This window comes from Paenibacillus bouchesdurhonensis (genome assembly GCF_900155685.1).
Taxonomy (GTDB): domain Bacteria; phylum Bacillota; class Bacilli; order Paenibacillales; family Paenibacillaceae; genus Fontibacillus; species Fontibacillus bouchesdurhonensis.
The window spans coordinates 4,557,136-4,572,883 of record NZ_LT732548.1 but is presented as its reverse complement, the minus strand read 5'-3'; the positions used below and the strand labels follow the sequence as shown (position 1 = coordinate 4,572,883).

Here is a 15,748-nt window from a genome sequence, read left to right as displayed (position 1 = left end):
GAGGTGGAGGGTGTTTCATTTTTTTAAAACATAGAAATCAAGCGCATGCATGGTCAATTAGTTGAGAAATTGATAAGATGAGGATAACATACATAGGTTTATTTTATTTTGATCGAAAAAAAACATACTAGCAAGCTTCTTTAAAACGTTCGCGGAGGTTGACAGTGAGTAGAGTATTAATGGGGAATGAGGCAGGAGGGTTGCGCCGAAATGCGCGGTTGCAGAACGGAGGGTCTGGCAAGGAGCACCGAACTTACAGGGTTCGTAGTAAGATTTCCGCTAGCGAACTAGCTATCGTATATGCGGGCAGATGCGAAAAGCAAGAGATAAAGTGCGTAATCAAAGAATTCTATCCAAAGTCGTTAGTACGAAGAGGCAAGGATGGAAGTTCCGTGCGTCGTTTATCGGGCATGCCGGATGACAAATATGAAGCGCTAAGGGATGCGTTTATTAATGAAGGAGAGCTTCTGAAGGCCTGTGAGCACCCGGGCATTGTACGTTGTATTGATCAGTTTGAACAAAATGATACCGTGTATATTGTCATGGAGTTTATAGAAGGAGTTACATTGGCAGAAATGATTGGAGGGCGTCCGGATAAAATAGAGCCCGGATTCCTGTACAAGACAATGCTTCCTCTAATTGAGACGCTGGAACATCTCCATAAGCAAGGAATCATTCATCGTGATTTGAAGCCGGGCAATATTATGATCGATCGGCAGGGAAACGCGAAGCTGCTCGATTTCGGTTCGGCAGTCCGTTTTGACGGCAGCGGTGGTCACCCGATCCTGACCACCGCCGGGTATTCGCCGCTGGAACTCTATTCCGAGCAGTCCAGGCAAGGTCCGGTAAGCGATATTTACAGCTTGGCGGCAGTGCTGTTCTACTGCTGCCGCGGCACGGCTCCCACGGATGTCCGCAAACGATTGTTCGATGATCGGTTGGAGCCGATTCACGCGGGGTTGAAGCGCCGTTGGCCGTTTCTCTCCCGAGCGATCCGGCGCGGTCTGATCGTGGCGCCGGACAAGCGCTGCACCTCTCTTAAATGGTTCAAGGCGGCGATTACGATGGAGTATGTGACTAGCCCGTCTGCTCGCCGGAAGAGTCGCTCCGGATAAAAATATTAGTCGTCGGCTTAATAGCCTTATAGCGAAGCTCGATTTCGGTGATGCCGTCCTCGAATGTAATGTACAGCTTGTCATTATATTCGAGGATTTCTTTTTTATTCTTCGGCAGCGGCGTGCGGTTGCGAACAAGAGAACAGCGTGAAGTGTTCTTTACGATCAGTTTGCCGCCTTTTCCCGGAGTAAAGATAATTTGTTCGGCTTCAGGAAGCGGCTCGTGCACATCGAGGCTTACGAACAGCTCCAGCAGATTTACCTTGCGTCCCTCAAACGAGGTGAGCGGCCACGACTTGACCGGAACTTCACTGCCGCTAGCCGTAGCGAGGAAGTAGCCTTCCAGCTTGCCGGCAAAGCCAGGCTTTGGTCGCAGCCAAAGGAACAAACCGACAGCGGCGCCAAGGAGAACAACGCCTCCAGCGATGGACCATTTGAGCACCGTGTACTTCGACTTGATGATAAAGGTTAACACTGCCGTAGCCGAACCGCCCTCCGAATCGGTGGCAGTAAGCGTGATCTGAGTCTGCCCCGTCTGATGCGGGGATAAGACTAGCTTGTCGCTCTTAAGCTCAGGGTTAAGTATTTTGTTTGGATGATCTCCGCTTTGCATGGTATAGGTTAAATCATCCCCGTTCTCATCGAGGAATAAATCATTCATTTCCAGTACGACCTGCCCGTCTTCCTTGATGACCTCGATCCGCTCGCTGCCATGGATGGAAGGAGCAATATTCACGATATTCTGGTCATGAACTGAGCCATGCCGGTAGAAGCTGGGGCCGTCCATTTTTACCTGCCATGAGTATTGTCCTGAGGCAGGAAAAGTATATTCGGCATAAAAGCGAGCGCCCTCGTTTTTCATATCTACAAGAACTTCCTTATTCGTCTCCAGATCGGTGACGATAAGTTGACCTTCCAAGGATTGATACACTTCCTGCTCCATTAACTGTTCATTGGTTGTCGGGTGTATAAGGTAAGCCTCAATTCCGGTTGGCTGCCCCTTGATGGCGGCTTTGCTCGTAATGGCCGTTTTGGCTTCAAACTCGTAGCTTCCGAGCAGATTTATTTTTACAAGATCCCCAGGCGTTCCCCTGAATTTAAGCTTAGCTGTACCTTTTTTCGGCTGAGATACCTTGATTAGCGTATAACTCCCCGACTTGAACATGCGAATGTTCTCCGAACTGTAGAATAACTGCGTCTCCTTAAGTGAATGCTCGGACAGTAAAATGATGTTGGCTTCCCGCATGCTGGAATTGGGAATCTCGACTTCTACCTCTTGCAGCTGTCCCGTAGCCGTAACGCCAGCCACTGGAAGCAAAACCGATCTCATCTCCGCCGCGAAAATCCGATTAAAAATTTCAGGTAAATCGTCAGCGCTGCTCGTCATATAGGATGCGCCGCCAGTCTCTTTCGCAATGCGCTCCAGTTCTTCGGGATTCACCGTGCCGTCATGGTTTAGTCCGATCGTGTAGATCGGGTATCCGTCCTTCTGTGCTTTGGAGATGGCTTTGTCCACATCCTTGGCTGAATCTGCGGCAGTCCTTTTGGAAAGCGATCCGGGTCCGAAATCCGTTTCCCCGTCGGAAAGAAGAATGACGAACGGCTTGCGTCCGCTCCCCTCCCCTTCAGCCGTTTTTGAAGCAATCAAATTCCCGCCTGTGTTAAGCCCGAGGCCCAAATCGGTATATCCGCTTCTGCGGAGACCGCCTATTTTTTGCTTAAGCTCTGTTTTGTTCGCGGCTACAGAAATCGAGGTAAGCGGTTTGGAAGCTACAATTTGATGATTGTAGGCAACAAAACCGACCCGTGTCCGGCTGGCTTCGCTCATATCCATGAACATATGAATGACCTCATTCGCCATTTTGTTTGGATCGGCACGATTCATAGAATAGCTCGTATCCAAAACAAACACCGCATCAAAAGCGTCCGCTTGATCTTTTTGTAAATAGTTGGCAGAAAAAGCAACTGAATTGTTAAAATTTGTCGCAAAAACGACAGAAATAAAAATCAGGATAAAAGTCCTAGTTCTGAAAAATACGTGTACAGCTTGTTTTTGCTTTTTTTGACTCATTTACCGATACCCGCCTTATGTACTATATAGTGTTGAAATAGAGCGAAAATAGTCGCTCAAATATGTATATTTAAACTTATATCGGAATTAGTGCTTGTTAAATGTATATAGTTCCAGAAAATAGGTCTTTGATTGGATATAAATGCCTTAAATTACAGGATGAAAGGTGCTTTAGTCCCTGAATACCTCAACAATTCAATATATTGACAATTTGATAGGGCGTGTTTAATATTACCCTCGAGACCTGGGATAGTCTGAATCGTCCCGGTTATGCGACTCAGGTATCCCGTACAATAGTCGGATACTGTCGAAAAAAAGTAGTGCAAGCGTCCGGCATGGAAATGATTCCGAAGACTTCATCAGGCCGGCAGCGCTTTTGTTAGAAACGGGAGGAGGAATTACGACAAATGGATATTATCAATCAGACCAATCGAACGATGCTGTTCGAAGAAATCAATCCCGAAAAGCTGGACCTGATTACCATCGTGGGTGATGTCAAAGGCATTGACAGCCTAAGCGACGACAAAATCAAGGAGATTAACAGCCAGCTTTTGGTGCGGAGCTTCGATGAGTTTTTGGACAAGTTTTCGCCGACGGTGTACTCATTTTTTAACGCGGCTAATCAAAAGGTCGTCTACATGCTGAAGAAGCCGGAAGGGATCGCTGAAGAGGCTATTTCGGAAATTCGGATCGATCAGCACAATGACTTCCTGAAAATGCTGTTCACGTTGATCGACACAAAACGAAGTCAAGGGATGACAAACGTAGATTTCAAGTTCGAGCATTTGCTTGACATGATCTCGCCGAAGAAAGTGATGGACGACATTCGTCAGGTTCGGAAGGAAATCCATTACATGTACGGACAGTACGAGAAGCTGGACGATGAGGATCCGAAGAAGCTGGATATGGGCGACAAGCTGAATGCCATGTTCGAGGAAGCGAGTGCCAATTACAACAACGTGATGGCGATGCTTCCGCTAGCGATCGAGGATATTAAGACTCGGCTTTTGCTTGGTAACTCGAACGAGGAAAGCGATGCCGAGGCCGTGCAAATCGGGATGCTGACGATCGGTGAGAGCGGTGAGCTAAAAATCATCGAGGCTCCGAAAGGGGACAGCACGGAGCTCGTGCTCTTGGACGAAAGCAGCTCCAATGGTTTGGCGACTGTCTTCGAGGAGGATTACAACTCGATCACCGAGTCGCCATCCGGCTATGTGAAGGATCTGGTTGTACGTACTTTTAGCCCGCTCCCAGCGGTCAGCACAGAAGTGAATCTTGAGACTGAGGTGCAGAACTACAACACGTATCTGGAATTCTACAAAACGGCTAAAGATGATTTCGTCAAAACCGTGAAGCCGCTGGTTGAGAAAATTCTTGGGGTCAAAATGTTTTTTGATCAATATGCGGTCAAGAACAAAGGGATGGCGCCTTCGCTGCTCGTGACGAATACGAAGCTCGATATGATCGTGAAAAGTGCGAATATCCCGCGTCTGGAAACCTATCTGAACACAGTGAACTCCAAAAATGACTTCTCCGACACGATCTGGTTCGGCATCGTGCCTTCCGTAGAGCTGGAAACGGCCGGCAAGGTAAAGGTTACTCGCGAGCGTTTCAAAGGGAATGAGAAGATCGCCAAGCAGGATGGCAACACGATGGAATCCTTGTCGATGCTCATGCAGGTCGTCAAAGACTTCAAGGTGCAAATATTCTTTAGCTTCGAATCGGGAGAAGAAACGACGTTCAACAATATGGCAACCGCAGGAATTGACAAATACATCGATAAATGCGCGCCGCTTATCCGTAAAGAGTACAGCGAATACGCCATACCGTGCATTCCGAACTTTACGGTTATCCCGAAAGAAAAGTCGGGCGTAGTCATCGACAGTCGGATGGTTCAAACCGAGAATGGAGCCCAGCTCTCCAAGGAGAAGGAAGATATTCTCAAGCTCTGGATCGAAGGCGTGTATGTTGGCGCCTCGTATGTGGCGGCTGGAATCGTCTCGGCATATCAATGTCCGGAGTATTTGAAAGAGTCCTATAAGAACACGAGTAAAGAATTCCCTGGCGTTCGCTTCGACATTGAAGCTGGAGAGAACAGCCTGCGGGCGGTAACGACGATGGCTAAAGAAATTACCGGATTTACGAATACGATTAAGGATTCGATCAACCGGAAAAATTTCGGCTTTATTTTCTCATCGGAGAACGCTCAGCTTCAAGGTAAGGATATTCGCCGGATTACGGTATACAAGGCGAGAAGCCTGGCTGCGTCGGAGGACGGGTTCGACTCGATATACAAAACGCTGGTCAGCACATACATAGAGCGAATTCTTCGCTTCCAGACGGCCGATTTCAAGCATGAGAACATCATTAAATTTTTCAGTAACAATCCGAGCAGCCAGAAGAGCATGTGGCTGGCCAAGCGCGGTTTCATAAATTCAATTATTCATGACGGCGATGACATGAACTATGTGATCGACGAGAAGAACAACCTCTGCCACATTGATCTGATCTATAACGGCAATGTGAAGAATTTGGAGGTTATGATCACGAAAGGCACCAGTCCAGTTAAAGCCTAAGGCAACTTTTGATCACGAAGTGGGCATCGAATCTTGAATTCAGTCGAAACTTCCGATGCTCAATGATCACGAAAAGCAACTTTTGAATTAGGAAAACAATGACTGAGACCTATTGAATTTGATAGGTGCCACTTTTATCAGGAAGCATTAACATAATTTGTATGTGAGAGGCGATCCATCATCGGTTCGTCTCGTTACATAAATTTCGGGCGAGCCTTTCTGCCCGAGCCAAATTTCATTTATTTCAAGGAGGATTTACTTATGGGATTCAGATTGAAAGTAGAAGGAGCCGAAACAATCGAGCTCGGAATGGACAACATTCAGAAGGTTATTTATGACACGGATACACCAGATGATTCCAACGCTAGATCTACAGATGTTGGTTCCACACTGAAAATCAGCGGTAAAATCATTACGGCTACAGATGGAGACAAGGCAGACGATACGCTGAAGCTGGCACTCTGGTCTTTGGTTCCTGCAGAGAAGGCGGATTGCTACCGCAAGCTGACGCTTGAAGTGATCGCCGCGGATCAAGTCGTTCGGGAAATTACATTCCCTAACGCATTTGTGGTGGACTACAAAGAAACATTCGGCGACACGGAAGGCGTTGGTACTTTCGAGCTGTACGTGAAGCAGAAGAAAGACAAAACAGAGCTTGCCAAGCTCAACGGCGGTTACGACGCAAGCAACTAATTGCACTCATAGTACAAGGGTAGCAAGTAATCTCAAGGGGCCTGGCCCCTTGAGATTTACTATACGTATAAGCAGCCGCATCACAAACACAGACACAAGCACAAGCATAATCGAAAGCGGGGGAACGTGTTGAACGTTACCGATTACTATGACCAGCTCGGCGTATCCCGGCAGGCCGCGTCGGCCGAGATTCGGCAGGCTTACCGCAAGCTGGCCAAGCGTTATCATCCTGACGTTAATCCGGGGAATGCGGAAGCGGAAGCGAGGTTCAAGCTGATTGTCGAGGCTTATGAGACTTTGAGCGATGAGCAGCTTCGAGCGGCTTACGACGAGAAGCTGGCCAACCCGAACACGGCTTCGGGGCAGAGAAGCGGCAGTCCGCAGCAAGGGCAAGGCAAGCAGAGGACGTCTGGCGCGTCGTCGGGGAAGGTAGAGGCGGAGGGATTCGACCCTGCCGCAATGCGCAAGCAATTCGAGCAGTTTTTCGGCATGTCGCCCAAGGGGCAGACCGATGCACAGAGCAAGGAAGCAAATGAGAAGAATCCGCTGGATACTTCAGCGATGTTCAATCAATTTTTTGGCTATAAAAAATAACAGATTTTTCTACATACGTTGACGGGGGGAGCGACTTGAAACCGGAGAAACACAAATGGATTACACTCATCGATCTATTGATATACGGAATTTTAGCCGGTATGGTGCTGTATGCCCTGCTCCGTCCTCTGCATTATACATGGCAAATGTCCATCGTCGCGGGCTCGGCCGTGATTGCTAGCGTGCTGATTTGGATCGGAGGCCGTCCTCCTCGTGCTAAGACAACACTAACGAGGGAAGCGGTTGCGAAGATCGTGCTACTCGATGATGACGGAGAGCGCGTAAAGGAATGGTACGTTAAGGGAGAAATCTCGGTTCTAATTGGGAAAAACACGCAGGGCGGCGAGGTTGACATAGATTTGGCGGACAGCGAGTATGCGTCGCTTGTCAGCTCTGAGCATGCTGTCCTGAATCGCGTCGGCGATCAATGGTTCATAGAAGATGCGGAATCGCACAGCGGGACAGCCATCCGCAAAGCAGGACGCAGCGATGCGAAGCAGCTTATTGTCGAAGAGCCGGTGGAAATCGGCACAGGAGATATGATTTTTATCGCCAATACAAGGCTGCTGGTCAAATAACAGGGGAACACACTTACTTACATATGGGGGAATGAATCGAAGATGAGCTTGACGAGATGTCTGAATGGACACATGTTCAGTACGAGAAAGCACGGCAACACTTGTCCATATTGCAATACGACGCTAGAGCAGCCTTCGCGGAACGAATCGCGCAGACCCCAGGTCGCGGAGGACATGGAGGAGAAGACGATGCCTTATCTGGGGGAGACGACGGGAATTCAACCAGTCACCGGCTGGCTCGTATGTGTCGAGGGCCCGCAGATGGGACAGGATTACCGGATTATGGCTGAAAAAAACTTTATCGGCCGCGCGGAGGAAATGCAAATTCGGATTATCGGGGATAACGCGGTGTCCAGGCGCAATCATGCTGTCATCGTCTACGATCCGAAGAAACGCAATTTTTATTTACTGCCGGGCGATGCATCAGGGCTCGCTTATCACAACAACGAAGCAGTATATACGCCGGCAGAGCTTAACGCCTATGATTTAATCCAGCTCGGGCGCAGCAAGTTTGTATTCGTGCCTTTATGCGGACCACATTTTGAGTGGGATAACAGTTAAGAACGGATGGTAATGATGGAGGATTGGAGTTTTTTCGAATCATACGGAATTGTTGCGGCTGCGCTGATCGTAGTCGCCGTATTGCTTGTTATGCGGCAGAAACTGCGTGCCAGCCCCGCTGTAGAGATAAAGCCTGAAGATCCCGAACCCTTGTATATTCCAGACATCATTGAAATGGCCAAAATCGGCAACGCTCAGACGATCGGCAGGCGGGACGAGCAGGATGATTATTTCTCCAGCTCGACGACGCGAATCGGTACAATGGCCGCGATCGCCGATGGCATAAGCGGGTTGTCGCACGGAAGAATGGCCAGTACGCTGGCTGTGACGATGTTCTCGAGAGAGTATTTAAAGGTGGATGATCCAGCGGATATTCCCGAGTATTTTCACAAAGCAGCCTTGATTAGCAACCGGGCAATCATGGAACAGCTTGGCGGGGCAACCGGTGGAACGACGCTCGTCGTCGGCATTGTGTCTGGCGGATTATTGCATTGGGGGGCGGTTGGAGACAGCATGATTATTCTGTTTAGAGACGGCGAATTTACTCCGATCAATTCCAAGCATACCCTGGAGACGGTGCTGGAAGAGAAGTATTTATCGGGTGAGATCAGCAAGGAGGAAGCCAAGGAAAATCCAAATCGCAACCAACTGGTCAATTATTTGGGATATGGCGGTTTTAAAAGTATGGAGGTTGGCGACCCCGTATCCTTACAAGCGAATGACACGATCATTCTGTGCAGTGACGGGGTTTATGACGCGCTGACCGAGGTGGAGATGGAGCAAATTTTAATGCAGGGCTTGCCGCCGCAGGACGCTGCCGAAGAGATGATCAGCTTGATTGAGCGCAAAAGCTACAAGCATCAGGACAATGCGACGGTCATTATTTTGCAAATAGACTAAACATATCATTATTCTCGCAGCAGGACGGGGGAAACGGAGGAACACATGAGAAAGGAGAACAGCGATTTCAAGACCGCATTTGTCTCCGAAGCGGGTTCGTTTATTGACAACAGAGATTATTTTGCCTTCGTGGAGCTTGAGGACATGGCATGCTACGTCATTGCGGACGGCCTCGATACGGATCGAGAGGTGCATAGCGCAAAGATGGCGGTCAGCGTCATCCTGGAGAGTTTTATGGAAAAACCATCTTTGTCCCGGAGAAAAATTCGCCAGGATTTAGAGGCGGCCCATGAGTGGCTGAAGTTCGAAAGCCGCAGAGTCCGACTTAAGGCCAGCGTGCTCGTTGTTGTGACAAATTATACTCAGATGGTGTGGGCGAGCTGCGGTCATGCGCGGTTATACCAATTTCGCGGCGGGCGATTAAATTTGCGCTCGAAGGATCAGAGCTTGGCGCAACTGCTTCTGGAGGACGGCAGAGTGTCCGAGGATGGGCTGTCCAGCCATGAGGAACGTGGAAATTTATTGAGTTACTTGGGACGGCCAGATCGGTTCGAGCCTTATATATCGGAGAAAACTCCGCTCTCGGATGGGGACGTGCTTCTCCTCTGCACACCGGGGATTTGGGAAGAGGTCGAGCTGCCGGAAATGCTCGATGCACTGGCGGAATCGAGTGATCCCGACAGCTTGACGGATACGCTGGAGGACATCGTCCTCAGCAAGCAGCGGCAGACGGTGAGCAATTATACCGCAGCTGCGATATTTGCGAATAAGACGTTTGCGGAGGAGCCGAAGAACCGCAAGAAATGGATCATGCGAATTGCGATCATGCTGCTTACGATGGCGATTGCCGGGGGTGGCATCTGGTATGCGAAAGCCAGGCAGGCGGCCAAGCTTGCCGATACGGTCATGCAAATGACCGAGTATGAGCAGGAAGGCGACGAATATGCTACCGCGGGCGACTATCCGAAAGCGCTCAAGGCATACAGCGAAGCGAAGAACGCGGCGAGCAAGCTGAAGGACAAGCTGCACTTCCAATTGCTTCGTAACAAGCAGCGCGTTGCACAGGCGGTGACGGACGGCGACGAATACGTGAAGGACGGCAGCTTCGATATGGCAGTGGACAGCTATACGAAGGCGCTTGGCGAGGCTGATAAGTACAAGCCGTTTAAGGTGGAGGACATCGAGGCGCGGATTGAGCGCAGCGAGGCGGTGGCGAAGCTGACGGAAGTGATCAAGGAAGGGGATATCCAGTTCCAGAATCAGGATTATAACCGTGCGCTGGACACATACAAGAAAGCTTACCGCGCAGCGATTGAAGCGAATTATCCGAGCGGTCAGAAGCAGTTGGAGACGAAAATGGAAGAGGCCGAGGGAAAAATCAACAACATTCATCGGGAGACAAAGACGCTTCAGGCCGATAATTTGGAGAAAAAAGGCGACCGCGCATTAACTGTGCTGGATTATAACGGCGCCATCGAGGCATATACGCTGGCTCAGGAAATTTATCAGGAGATCGACAAGCTGGAGCGGGTGCTGGCGATGGAACGGAAAATAGCCAAAGCCGATGAGAAGCGCAATCCGATCGTGCCTGCGGCGGGCCAAGCGGATTCTGCGGGAGCAGGCGCTGGTTCGGGGGTGTCCGGGACGCAGGGGCAGGGCATAGGCGGAAACAGCAGAGCAAACGGTTCCGGTGTAGCTTCCGATGGAAATGGTGCAGCTTCGGGAACGGGCGCTAATGGAGCTTCGGGCTACACAGGTAGCGGCAGTCAAGCTTCGTCGGGCGGTGGTTCCCCTGCAAATGCGAATGGATCAGCATCGGGGCAAAGCCCGGCGAATCAAGGGACAGCAGGTTCCCTTACGGAGACTGAGGAAACGGGATCAGGCTCATCAAATACGATGAACAACAATGAGGAACGGTCAGAGGCTTCAGACGGAGGTGAGGGAGCATGAAGGATATCGTGATGGATCGGCTGAGTAAAATGGAGGACTTGCAGCAGCGGCGGGTGCTTCGCAGTCTGATGAACAGTGTATTCCTCGGCCTTGTCGAATATCAGGAGGAGCTGAATCGTCAGATTGAGCGGCGGGTATTCGAGGAAGTAGGCAATCAGGATAGCAAATACGACGTGTACGTCGGAATGTGCCGGCGCGAGGAATGGGATCCGCTTCATGAGTATTTGTTCCCGATGATGCTGGAGGATACAGAGCCGCGCAGAATTGATCTGCAGCAGGTGGTGGCCCGGCTGAATGAGGGGGAGAAGCTGCCGCTGTTCTCCTTATTTTTAGAATGCTCCTATCCGATGATCCAGGAGCTGCTGTACAGCGAACGTATATTCCGGGGAGAGCTGATCACGAGCAGAGGCCGTCATCCCATTCAAGTCAGGCTGGAGCGAAACACGACATACATACGAGAAATCGAGAAATTGTATCATATTTTTTTGAATAATGGCCTGCCTTGGAAAACGATCAATCATCCCTATGCAAACAAGTTTGTAGATATTGTGCTAATCGGGGGAGAGGTTCAGCTGGCGGAGGAAGAGGAAGTGCAGGAGATCACCGTTCAACTGGAGGAATACGAGGCCTATAAAAGAACGGATCTGGTGCCGCTTTGGAACATTCAGCATCTGGAACTGAAGACGGGGGGATTCCCGGTTCCGGCGGCTGATCGCGTGAATTTTGAGCATGCGCTTCCACTGAGCAAGAGCGGACTGCAGCATGGTTATCTGGTCGATACGACCGACGACAGCATTCGTTACATCAAGCGTTCGCCGGAGGAACTGACCGTCGTATCGACGCGCGATAAATCGGATTCCTGGCAGGTATTGATGGTGGTAGAACCGGTTAGCACAGGCATAGGCAAGCTGAGCTATCCCTTGATGTCGAATCGGCAGCGGGATGATTTCATCAGCAATTATGGCCGGAGCCAGGGACAGGTTGTTCGCTCGAAAGGCGAGATCGTCAGGATCATTCATTCCTTTGCGGTATCGGAATGGCTGGAGCTCACGGATGTAGAAGTTCGACCTCCATCGGCTAATCCAGCGATGACCTATGAGCTGAATAGGTTTATTACGGATGAAGTCCGCGTAGATAACGGCAAGTGGCGCATGTGCCTGAAATTCATTTACCGGGATTCCGGCAAGGAACTGGGCTATTTAGCGGAGGATATGATGAGCTTCCTGGTGTCCCAGGTTCAGATGTCGTTTCCCGAATATCGCTGTGAAGGAGAATGGGCTTGAATTACATTTGGGATTTGCTCGTTCAAGCGAAGGAATCCGGGATCAACAAACGGGATATTACCTTTCTTCCGGCAATGGTGTATTCGCCCTATATGGAGCTCAGTCTAGAGGATTTAAATGCGGCGGCGGGCGAACAGGTAGAGGTTGAAGTCAATCCGTTCTATCGCTTCTACGAGGTGTTCCGCGACCTGCTTGATATTAATTTGACAGAGGACGAGGAATTTCGCCGCACACTGTTCGATATTCTGATTCATTTCCTGGCGGAGCTGGATTTCATGCAAGGGATGAATAAGCGGGAATATCATATTCGCTTCGTTCTGCGGGATTTGGAAGCCGGGGCGTTCGGCGAGCGGGTAAAGGAACGGATCGGTCTGTTCGAGCGGGATGAACGGGAATGGATTGCCTGTGCGATCCTGCGCATGTATGACACAGGGGAGACGCTGAACCTGCTCAGAAGTACGGTGAGCCGAATCTTTCGCTACTCGACGATTTATGTCAACAGTGAGGAGAAGGATGAGATGCTGTTCTACATCGGTCAGCGAAAGACAGAGCTTGCCCGCCGGAGGCTAGAGCTGCTGATGGAGCTGTTCCTCCCGGTTCGCTATCGTACCGAAGTGTACTGGGATTGCCATGTGGGGATTATCGATGCCGAGGATACGATGATCCAAGACCGAATCGCCCTCTATTAGAGAGGAGCGCTGAAAATTCGACTTTTTGAACAGACATTTTATAAGCATGCCCCTAACCATTTGGGAGGAGGAATTTATCAAGCATGAAGGGTTATAAACTGTACACGGATTCCACCGGCCAACAGCGGGTGCGCGGGAAGGTTCGATATACGCGGGATGAGCTGACAGAGATGACGACCTTCCAACTGCGGAATATTTGCTACCGGGAGCGGCTTGTGGAGGGACTCAGCCATCGGCTGGATCGGGAAGAGATGATTCGCGTCATCCTGAAATTTTTGGGCGCGGATGAAGAGATGTTCATCGGTTCCTACTGCGAAGGCGGCTTCGAGCGCGTGAAGACGGTGATGCGCAAGTACATGCAGGCATCGCTGCAAGGGGACGGGGGCATCAGTGTTCCGGCCCGCATCGTGATTTATCCCGACATTGCCATCGACAAGAGCGACGGCTATATGGTGAAGGCTCCTGCGGTATTCGCGGAGTCCAATGTGCTGCTCGTCAACGACCGAATGGAGCTTTGCGGCATTCTTAATTTGCGCAAAGAGGAAGGCTCGGCGGGCAGTTTTTATTTGGCGGCGGATAGCAGCATGGAATGGCAGCGGACGACGAACCGCCAGTACAGCCTGCTCTTCCTCCGGAAGCGTGATTCGGAATATGTATATAAGGCGTATTATGAGAGCCAAGCGCTGCCCCCGATTCAAATTCAATATTATAAAATTCCGCTGGCCGAGCTGGATATACGGGAGCTTGAGCCGACGGATGCCGTGCTGGCGATCGATTTCGGTACTTCTAATACGACGGCTGGCGCTTTTTTGTACAACGGATATGCGCAATCTCCGAGCAGTCTCGAGGTGTTGAACGGTCATATTCGCTCTAATGAAGTGAATTTTGTGAAGTTTCCTGATCCAACATACCGAAAGCCGGAATGGATCGAAGCGCTGCCTACGGCGGTCAGTGTCGCGGACTGCTCTGATCCTGCCCATGTGAAATACCAGTTCGGTCATGAGGCGCTATTGAATATCCGGCGCAGCAGCTACAGCAGCCGTGCTTCGGTATTTCAGGGGCTGAAGCGCTGGGTGAACAACTATGACAAGCCGATTGAGATCATGGACAACGAGGGAAATACAGCCACCGTTCTGCGGATGGATATTATCCGGGCGTATTTGGAATACGTCATCCGGATGGCGGAGCATCAGTTTAAGTGTAAGTTCAAGAAGCTGCATTTCTCCAGCCCGGTCAAGATGAAGGCACCGTTTCTCCAAATGTTCTCTAAAGTTTTAAAGGATTACAAAATTGAGCAGGATGAGGCACTGGATGAGGGGATGGCGGTTCTTTACAACACGATAGCCGATGGCCTTGAACGCAATTTGTTCATCGAGGGCGAGGAGTACAAAGCGCTTGTCATCGACTGCGGGGGCGGGACGACGGATTTATCGTCCTGCCGCTTCCGGGTCGAAGACGGGCATATGTCCTACCGCATTGCGCTGGACACCACGTATGAGAATGGGGACACGCATTTTGGCGGCAATAACATTACTTATCGCATTATGCAGTTTATGAAAATCGTATTCGCCGATTATTATACAAACGGGCGGCGCAGAGTGACGGATATCGATGACTTGATCGATATTCCGGCGAACGATTTGTTCCGCGAAGTGGATGAGAACGGTGTGGATGCGGTGTATGCCGAGCTGGAGCGCCGTTATCAGGAGGCAGAGGCGATTATTCCGACCGCCTTCGCAATGTATGAGAACCGCTCGCGGGACGAGTACTATCGGGTGCGCGGCAACTTTCATTTCCTGTGGGAAATTGCCGAAGGCATGAAGCAGCAGTTCTTCCGCAAGACCGGCATTCTGCGCAACCGCTTCGACGCCGAGGAGAACGACAGCCGGGATAACGATTTGCAGATTACGACGATGGAGCGCTGGTTCCTGTCGGTATCACGCGGCGGCGAGCTGAAGGATGAATATGAAATCCCGAATGTCGTGTTCAATATCAAGGAAATTACCCAGCTGATCAAAGGGGATATTTACGAGGTGCTGCGCAAATTTCTGGACGGATTCTACAAGGATGGCGTGCTAAGCGAGTATTCGATTATTAAGCTGACCGGGCAATCCTGCCGGATCGAGGTGTTCCGCGAGGCCCTGAAGGAGTTCGTTCCGGGACGGAGCATCGAGTTTCGGCAAAAGCCGACCATGAGCCGGGTTCCCGAACTGAAGCTGGCCTGCCTGCGCGGGGCGATTCGCTATTTGAACGCCCGGAAGGCGGGCGTGATTGAGACGAGCATCACGAATCATGCGGCCGTCATCCCGTATTCGGTCAGCGCTTATACCCATGATCGCCGCGAACTGGAGCTGATCTCCAGCCTGGAGCGGACGAACCGGGTGCTCGGCTTCATCTCCCGGCCTTATCACACGCAGGAGATCGAGTTCTTACTTCGGGGAGCGGACGGCGGGCTGCGCCATAGCTATGTGTACCAGAATCGGACGGAGGAATATAAGCCGGTGAAGTTCGAGGACATCCAAGCCGTTTACGGCGACAAAATTCCGCAGGACGACACCGACTCCATCGTGAACGGGGAGACGAAATATTTCGTCTTCGCCGACGACGACCAATGGGGCTTCTACGTACTGCCGATCGCTCGTCAGGACGAGGGACTGCTGCTAGGTCGCAAGGAGCTGTATTCGTTTGAGAGCGAACGCTCCGAGCTGGACTTTTTTGACGGGACGAAGTAGGGGGAC

The 15,748-nt window shown here is 50.6% G+C and carries 12 protein-coding genes; 11 read left to right on the top strand and 1 reads right to left on the bottom strand.

All coding sequences use genetic code 11. The features are described from left to right. The first annotated feature begins 164 nt into the window (after positions 1 to 164). Entirely contained in the window at positions 165 to 1,115 is a 951-nt protein-coding gene (locus CZ379_RS24775) for a serine/threonine-protein kinase (RefSeq protein ID WP_234405012.1), read from the top strand. Here CZ379_RS24775 and CZ379_RS24770 read toward each other — a convergent pair. Further along, complete coding sequence (locus CZ379_RS24770) at positions 1,078 to 3,186, bottom strand: VWA domain-containing protein (RefSeq protein WP_110934060.1); 2,109 nt, start codon at positions 3,184 to 3,186, stop codon at positions 1,078 to 1,080. The genes CZ379_RS24775 and CZ379_RS24770 overlap by 38 nt on opposite strands. A 407-nt stretch (positions 3,187 to 3,593) precedes the next feature. Between CZ379_RS24770 and CZ379_RS24765 the strand changes: the two genes are divergently transcribed. The 10 genes from CZ379_RS24765 (at position 3,594) to CZ379_RS24720 (ending at position 15,742) form a co-directional block, all read left to right on the top strand. Then, positions 3,594 to 5,762 (top strand): transcriptional regulator, encoded by a 2,169-nt coding sequence (locus CZ379_RS24765; protein ID WP_110934059.1) that lies wholly within the window; start codon positions 3,594 to 3,596, stop codon positions 5,760 to 5,762. 261 nt (positions 5,763 to 6,023) lie between these two features. Continuing rightward, the gene (locus CZ379_RS24760) at positions 6,024 to 6,455 is read left to right on the top strand and encodes a membrane-associated protease 1 (protein ID WP_110934058.1); all 432 of its coding nucleotides are present in this window, start codon (positions 6,024 to 6,026) and stop codon (positions 6,453 to 6,455) included. 129 nt (positions 6,456 to 6,584) lie between these two features. Further along, positions 6,585 to 7,049 carry a J domain-containing protein gene (locus CZ379_RS24755; RefSeq protein ID WP_110934057.1) on the top strand — a complete coding sequence of 155 codons (465 nt, stop codon included), beginning with the start codon at positions 6,585 to 6,587 and terminating at the stop codon, positions 7,047 to 7,049. 35 nt (positions 7,050 to 7,084) lie between these two features. Further along, positions 7,085 to 7,627, top strand: coding sequence for an FHA domain-containing protein (locus CZ379_RS24750; protein ID WP_110934056.1), 543 nt, complete (start codon positions 7,085 to 7,087; stop codon positions 7,625 to 7,627). A 42-nt stretch (positions 7,628 to 7,669) separates the two neighbouring features. After that, a complete protein-coding gene (locus CZ379_RS24745; RefSeq protein WP_110934055.1) occupies positions 7,670 to 8,188 on the top strand; it encodes an FHA domain-containing protein in 519 nt (172 codons plus the stop codon). 15 nt (positions 8,189 to 8,203) lie between these two features. After that, on the top strand, positions 8,204 to 9,088 hold the full coding sequence (locus CZ379_RS24740; RefSeq protein WP_110934054.1) for a PP2C family protein-serine/threonine phosphatase: 885 nt from the start codon (positions 8,204 to 8,206) through the stop codon (positions 9,086 to 9,088). A gap of 45 nt (positions 9,089 to 9,133) precedes the next feature. Next, complete coding sequence (locus tag CZ379_RS24735) at positions 9,134 to 11,038, top strand: PP2C family protein-serine/threonine phosphatase (protein WP_110934053.1); 1,905 nt, start codon at positions 9,134 to 9,136, stop codon at positions 11,036 to 11,038. After that, a complete protein-coding gene (locus CZ379_RS24730) occupies positions 11,035 to 12,321 on the top strand; it encodes a normocyte-binding protein (protein WP_110934052.1) in 1,287 nt (428 codons plus the stop codon). The genes CZ379_RS24735 and CZ379_RS24730 overlap by 4 nt, the downstream gene beginning before the upstream one ends. Next, positions 12,312 to 13,010 (top strand): iron-dependent peroxidase, encoded by a 699-nt coding sequence (locus CZ379_RS24725; RefSeq protein WP_110934051.1) that lies wholly within the window; start codon positions 12,312 to 12,314, stop codon positions 13,008 to 13,010. The genes CZ379_RS24730 and CZ379_RS24725 overlap by 10 nt, the downstream gene beginning before the upstream one ends. An 83-nt stretch (positions 13,011 to 13,093) precedes the next feature. Then, complete coding sequence (locus CZ379_RS24720) at positions 13,094 to 15,742, top strand: acetate and sugar kinases/Hsc70/actin family protein (protein ID WP_110934050.1); 2,649 nt, start codon at positions 13,094 to 13,096, stop codon at positions 15,740 to 15,742. Positions 15,743 to 15,748 lie beyond the last annotated feature (6 nt).

Excerpts from the sequence above, each read along its gene's own strand:
- CZ379_RS24720 (WP_110934050.1), top strand. The coding sequence starts at position 13,094 with ATGAAGGGTTATAAACTGTACACGGATTCCACCGGCCAACAGCGGGTG.
- CZ379_RS24770 (WP_110934060.1), bottom strand. The coding sequence starts at position 3,186 with ATGAGTCAAAAAAAGCAAAAACAAGCTGTACACGTATTTTTCAGAACT.
- CZ379_RS24745 (WP_110934055.1), top strand. The coding sequence starts at position 7,670 with ATGAGCTTGACGAGATGTCTGAATGGACACATGTTCAGTACGAGAAAG.
- CZ379_RS24730 (WP_110934052.1), top strand. The coding sequence starts at position 11,035 with ATGAAGGATATCGTGATGGATCGGCTGAGTAAAATGGAGGACTTGCAG.
- CZ379_RS24740 (WP_110934054.1), top strand. The coding sequence starts at position 8,204 with ATGGAGGATTGGAGTTTTTTCGAATCATACGGAATTGTTGCGGCTGCG.
- CZ379_RS24760 (WP_110934058.1), top strand. The coding sequence starts at position 6,024 with ATGGGATTCAGATTGAAAGTAGAAGGAGCCGAAACAATCGAGCTCGGA.
- CZ379_RS24765 (WP_110934059.1), top strand. The coding sequence starts at position 3,594 with ATGGATATTATCAATCAGACCAATCGAACGATGCTGTTCGAAGAAATC.
- CZ379_RS24735 (WP_110934053.1), top strand. The coding sequence starts at position 9,134 with ATGAGAAAGGAGAACAGCGATTTCAAGACCGCATTTGTCTCCGAAGCG.
- CZ379_RS24725 (WP_110934051.1), top strand. The coding sequence starts at position 12,312 with ATGGGCTTGAATTACATTTGGGATTTGCTCGTTCAAGCGAAGGAATCC.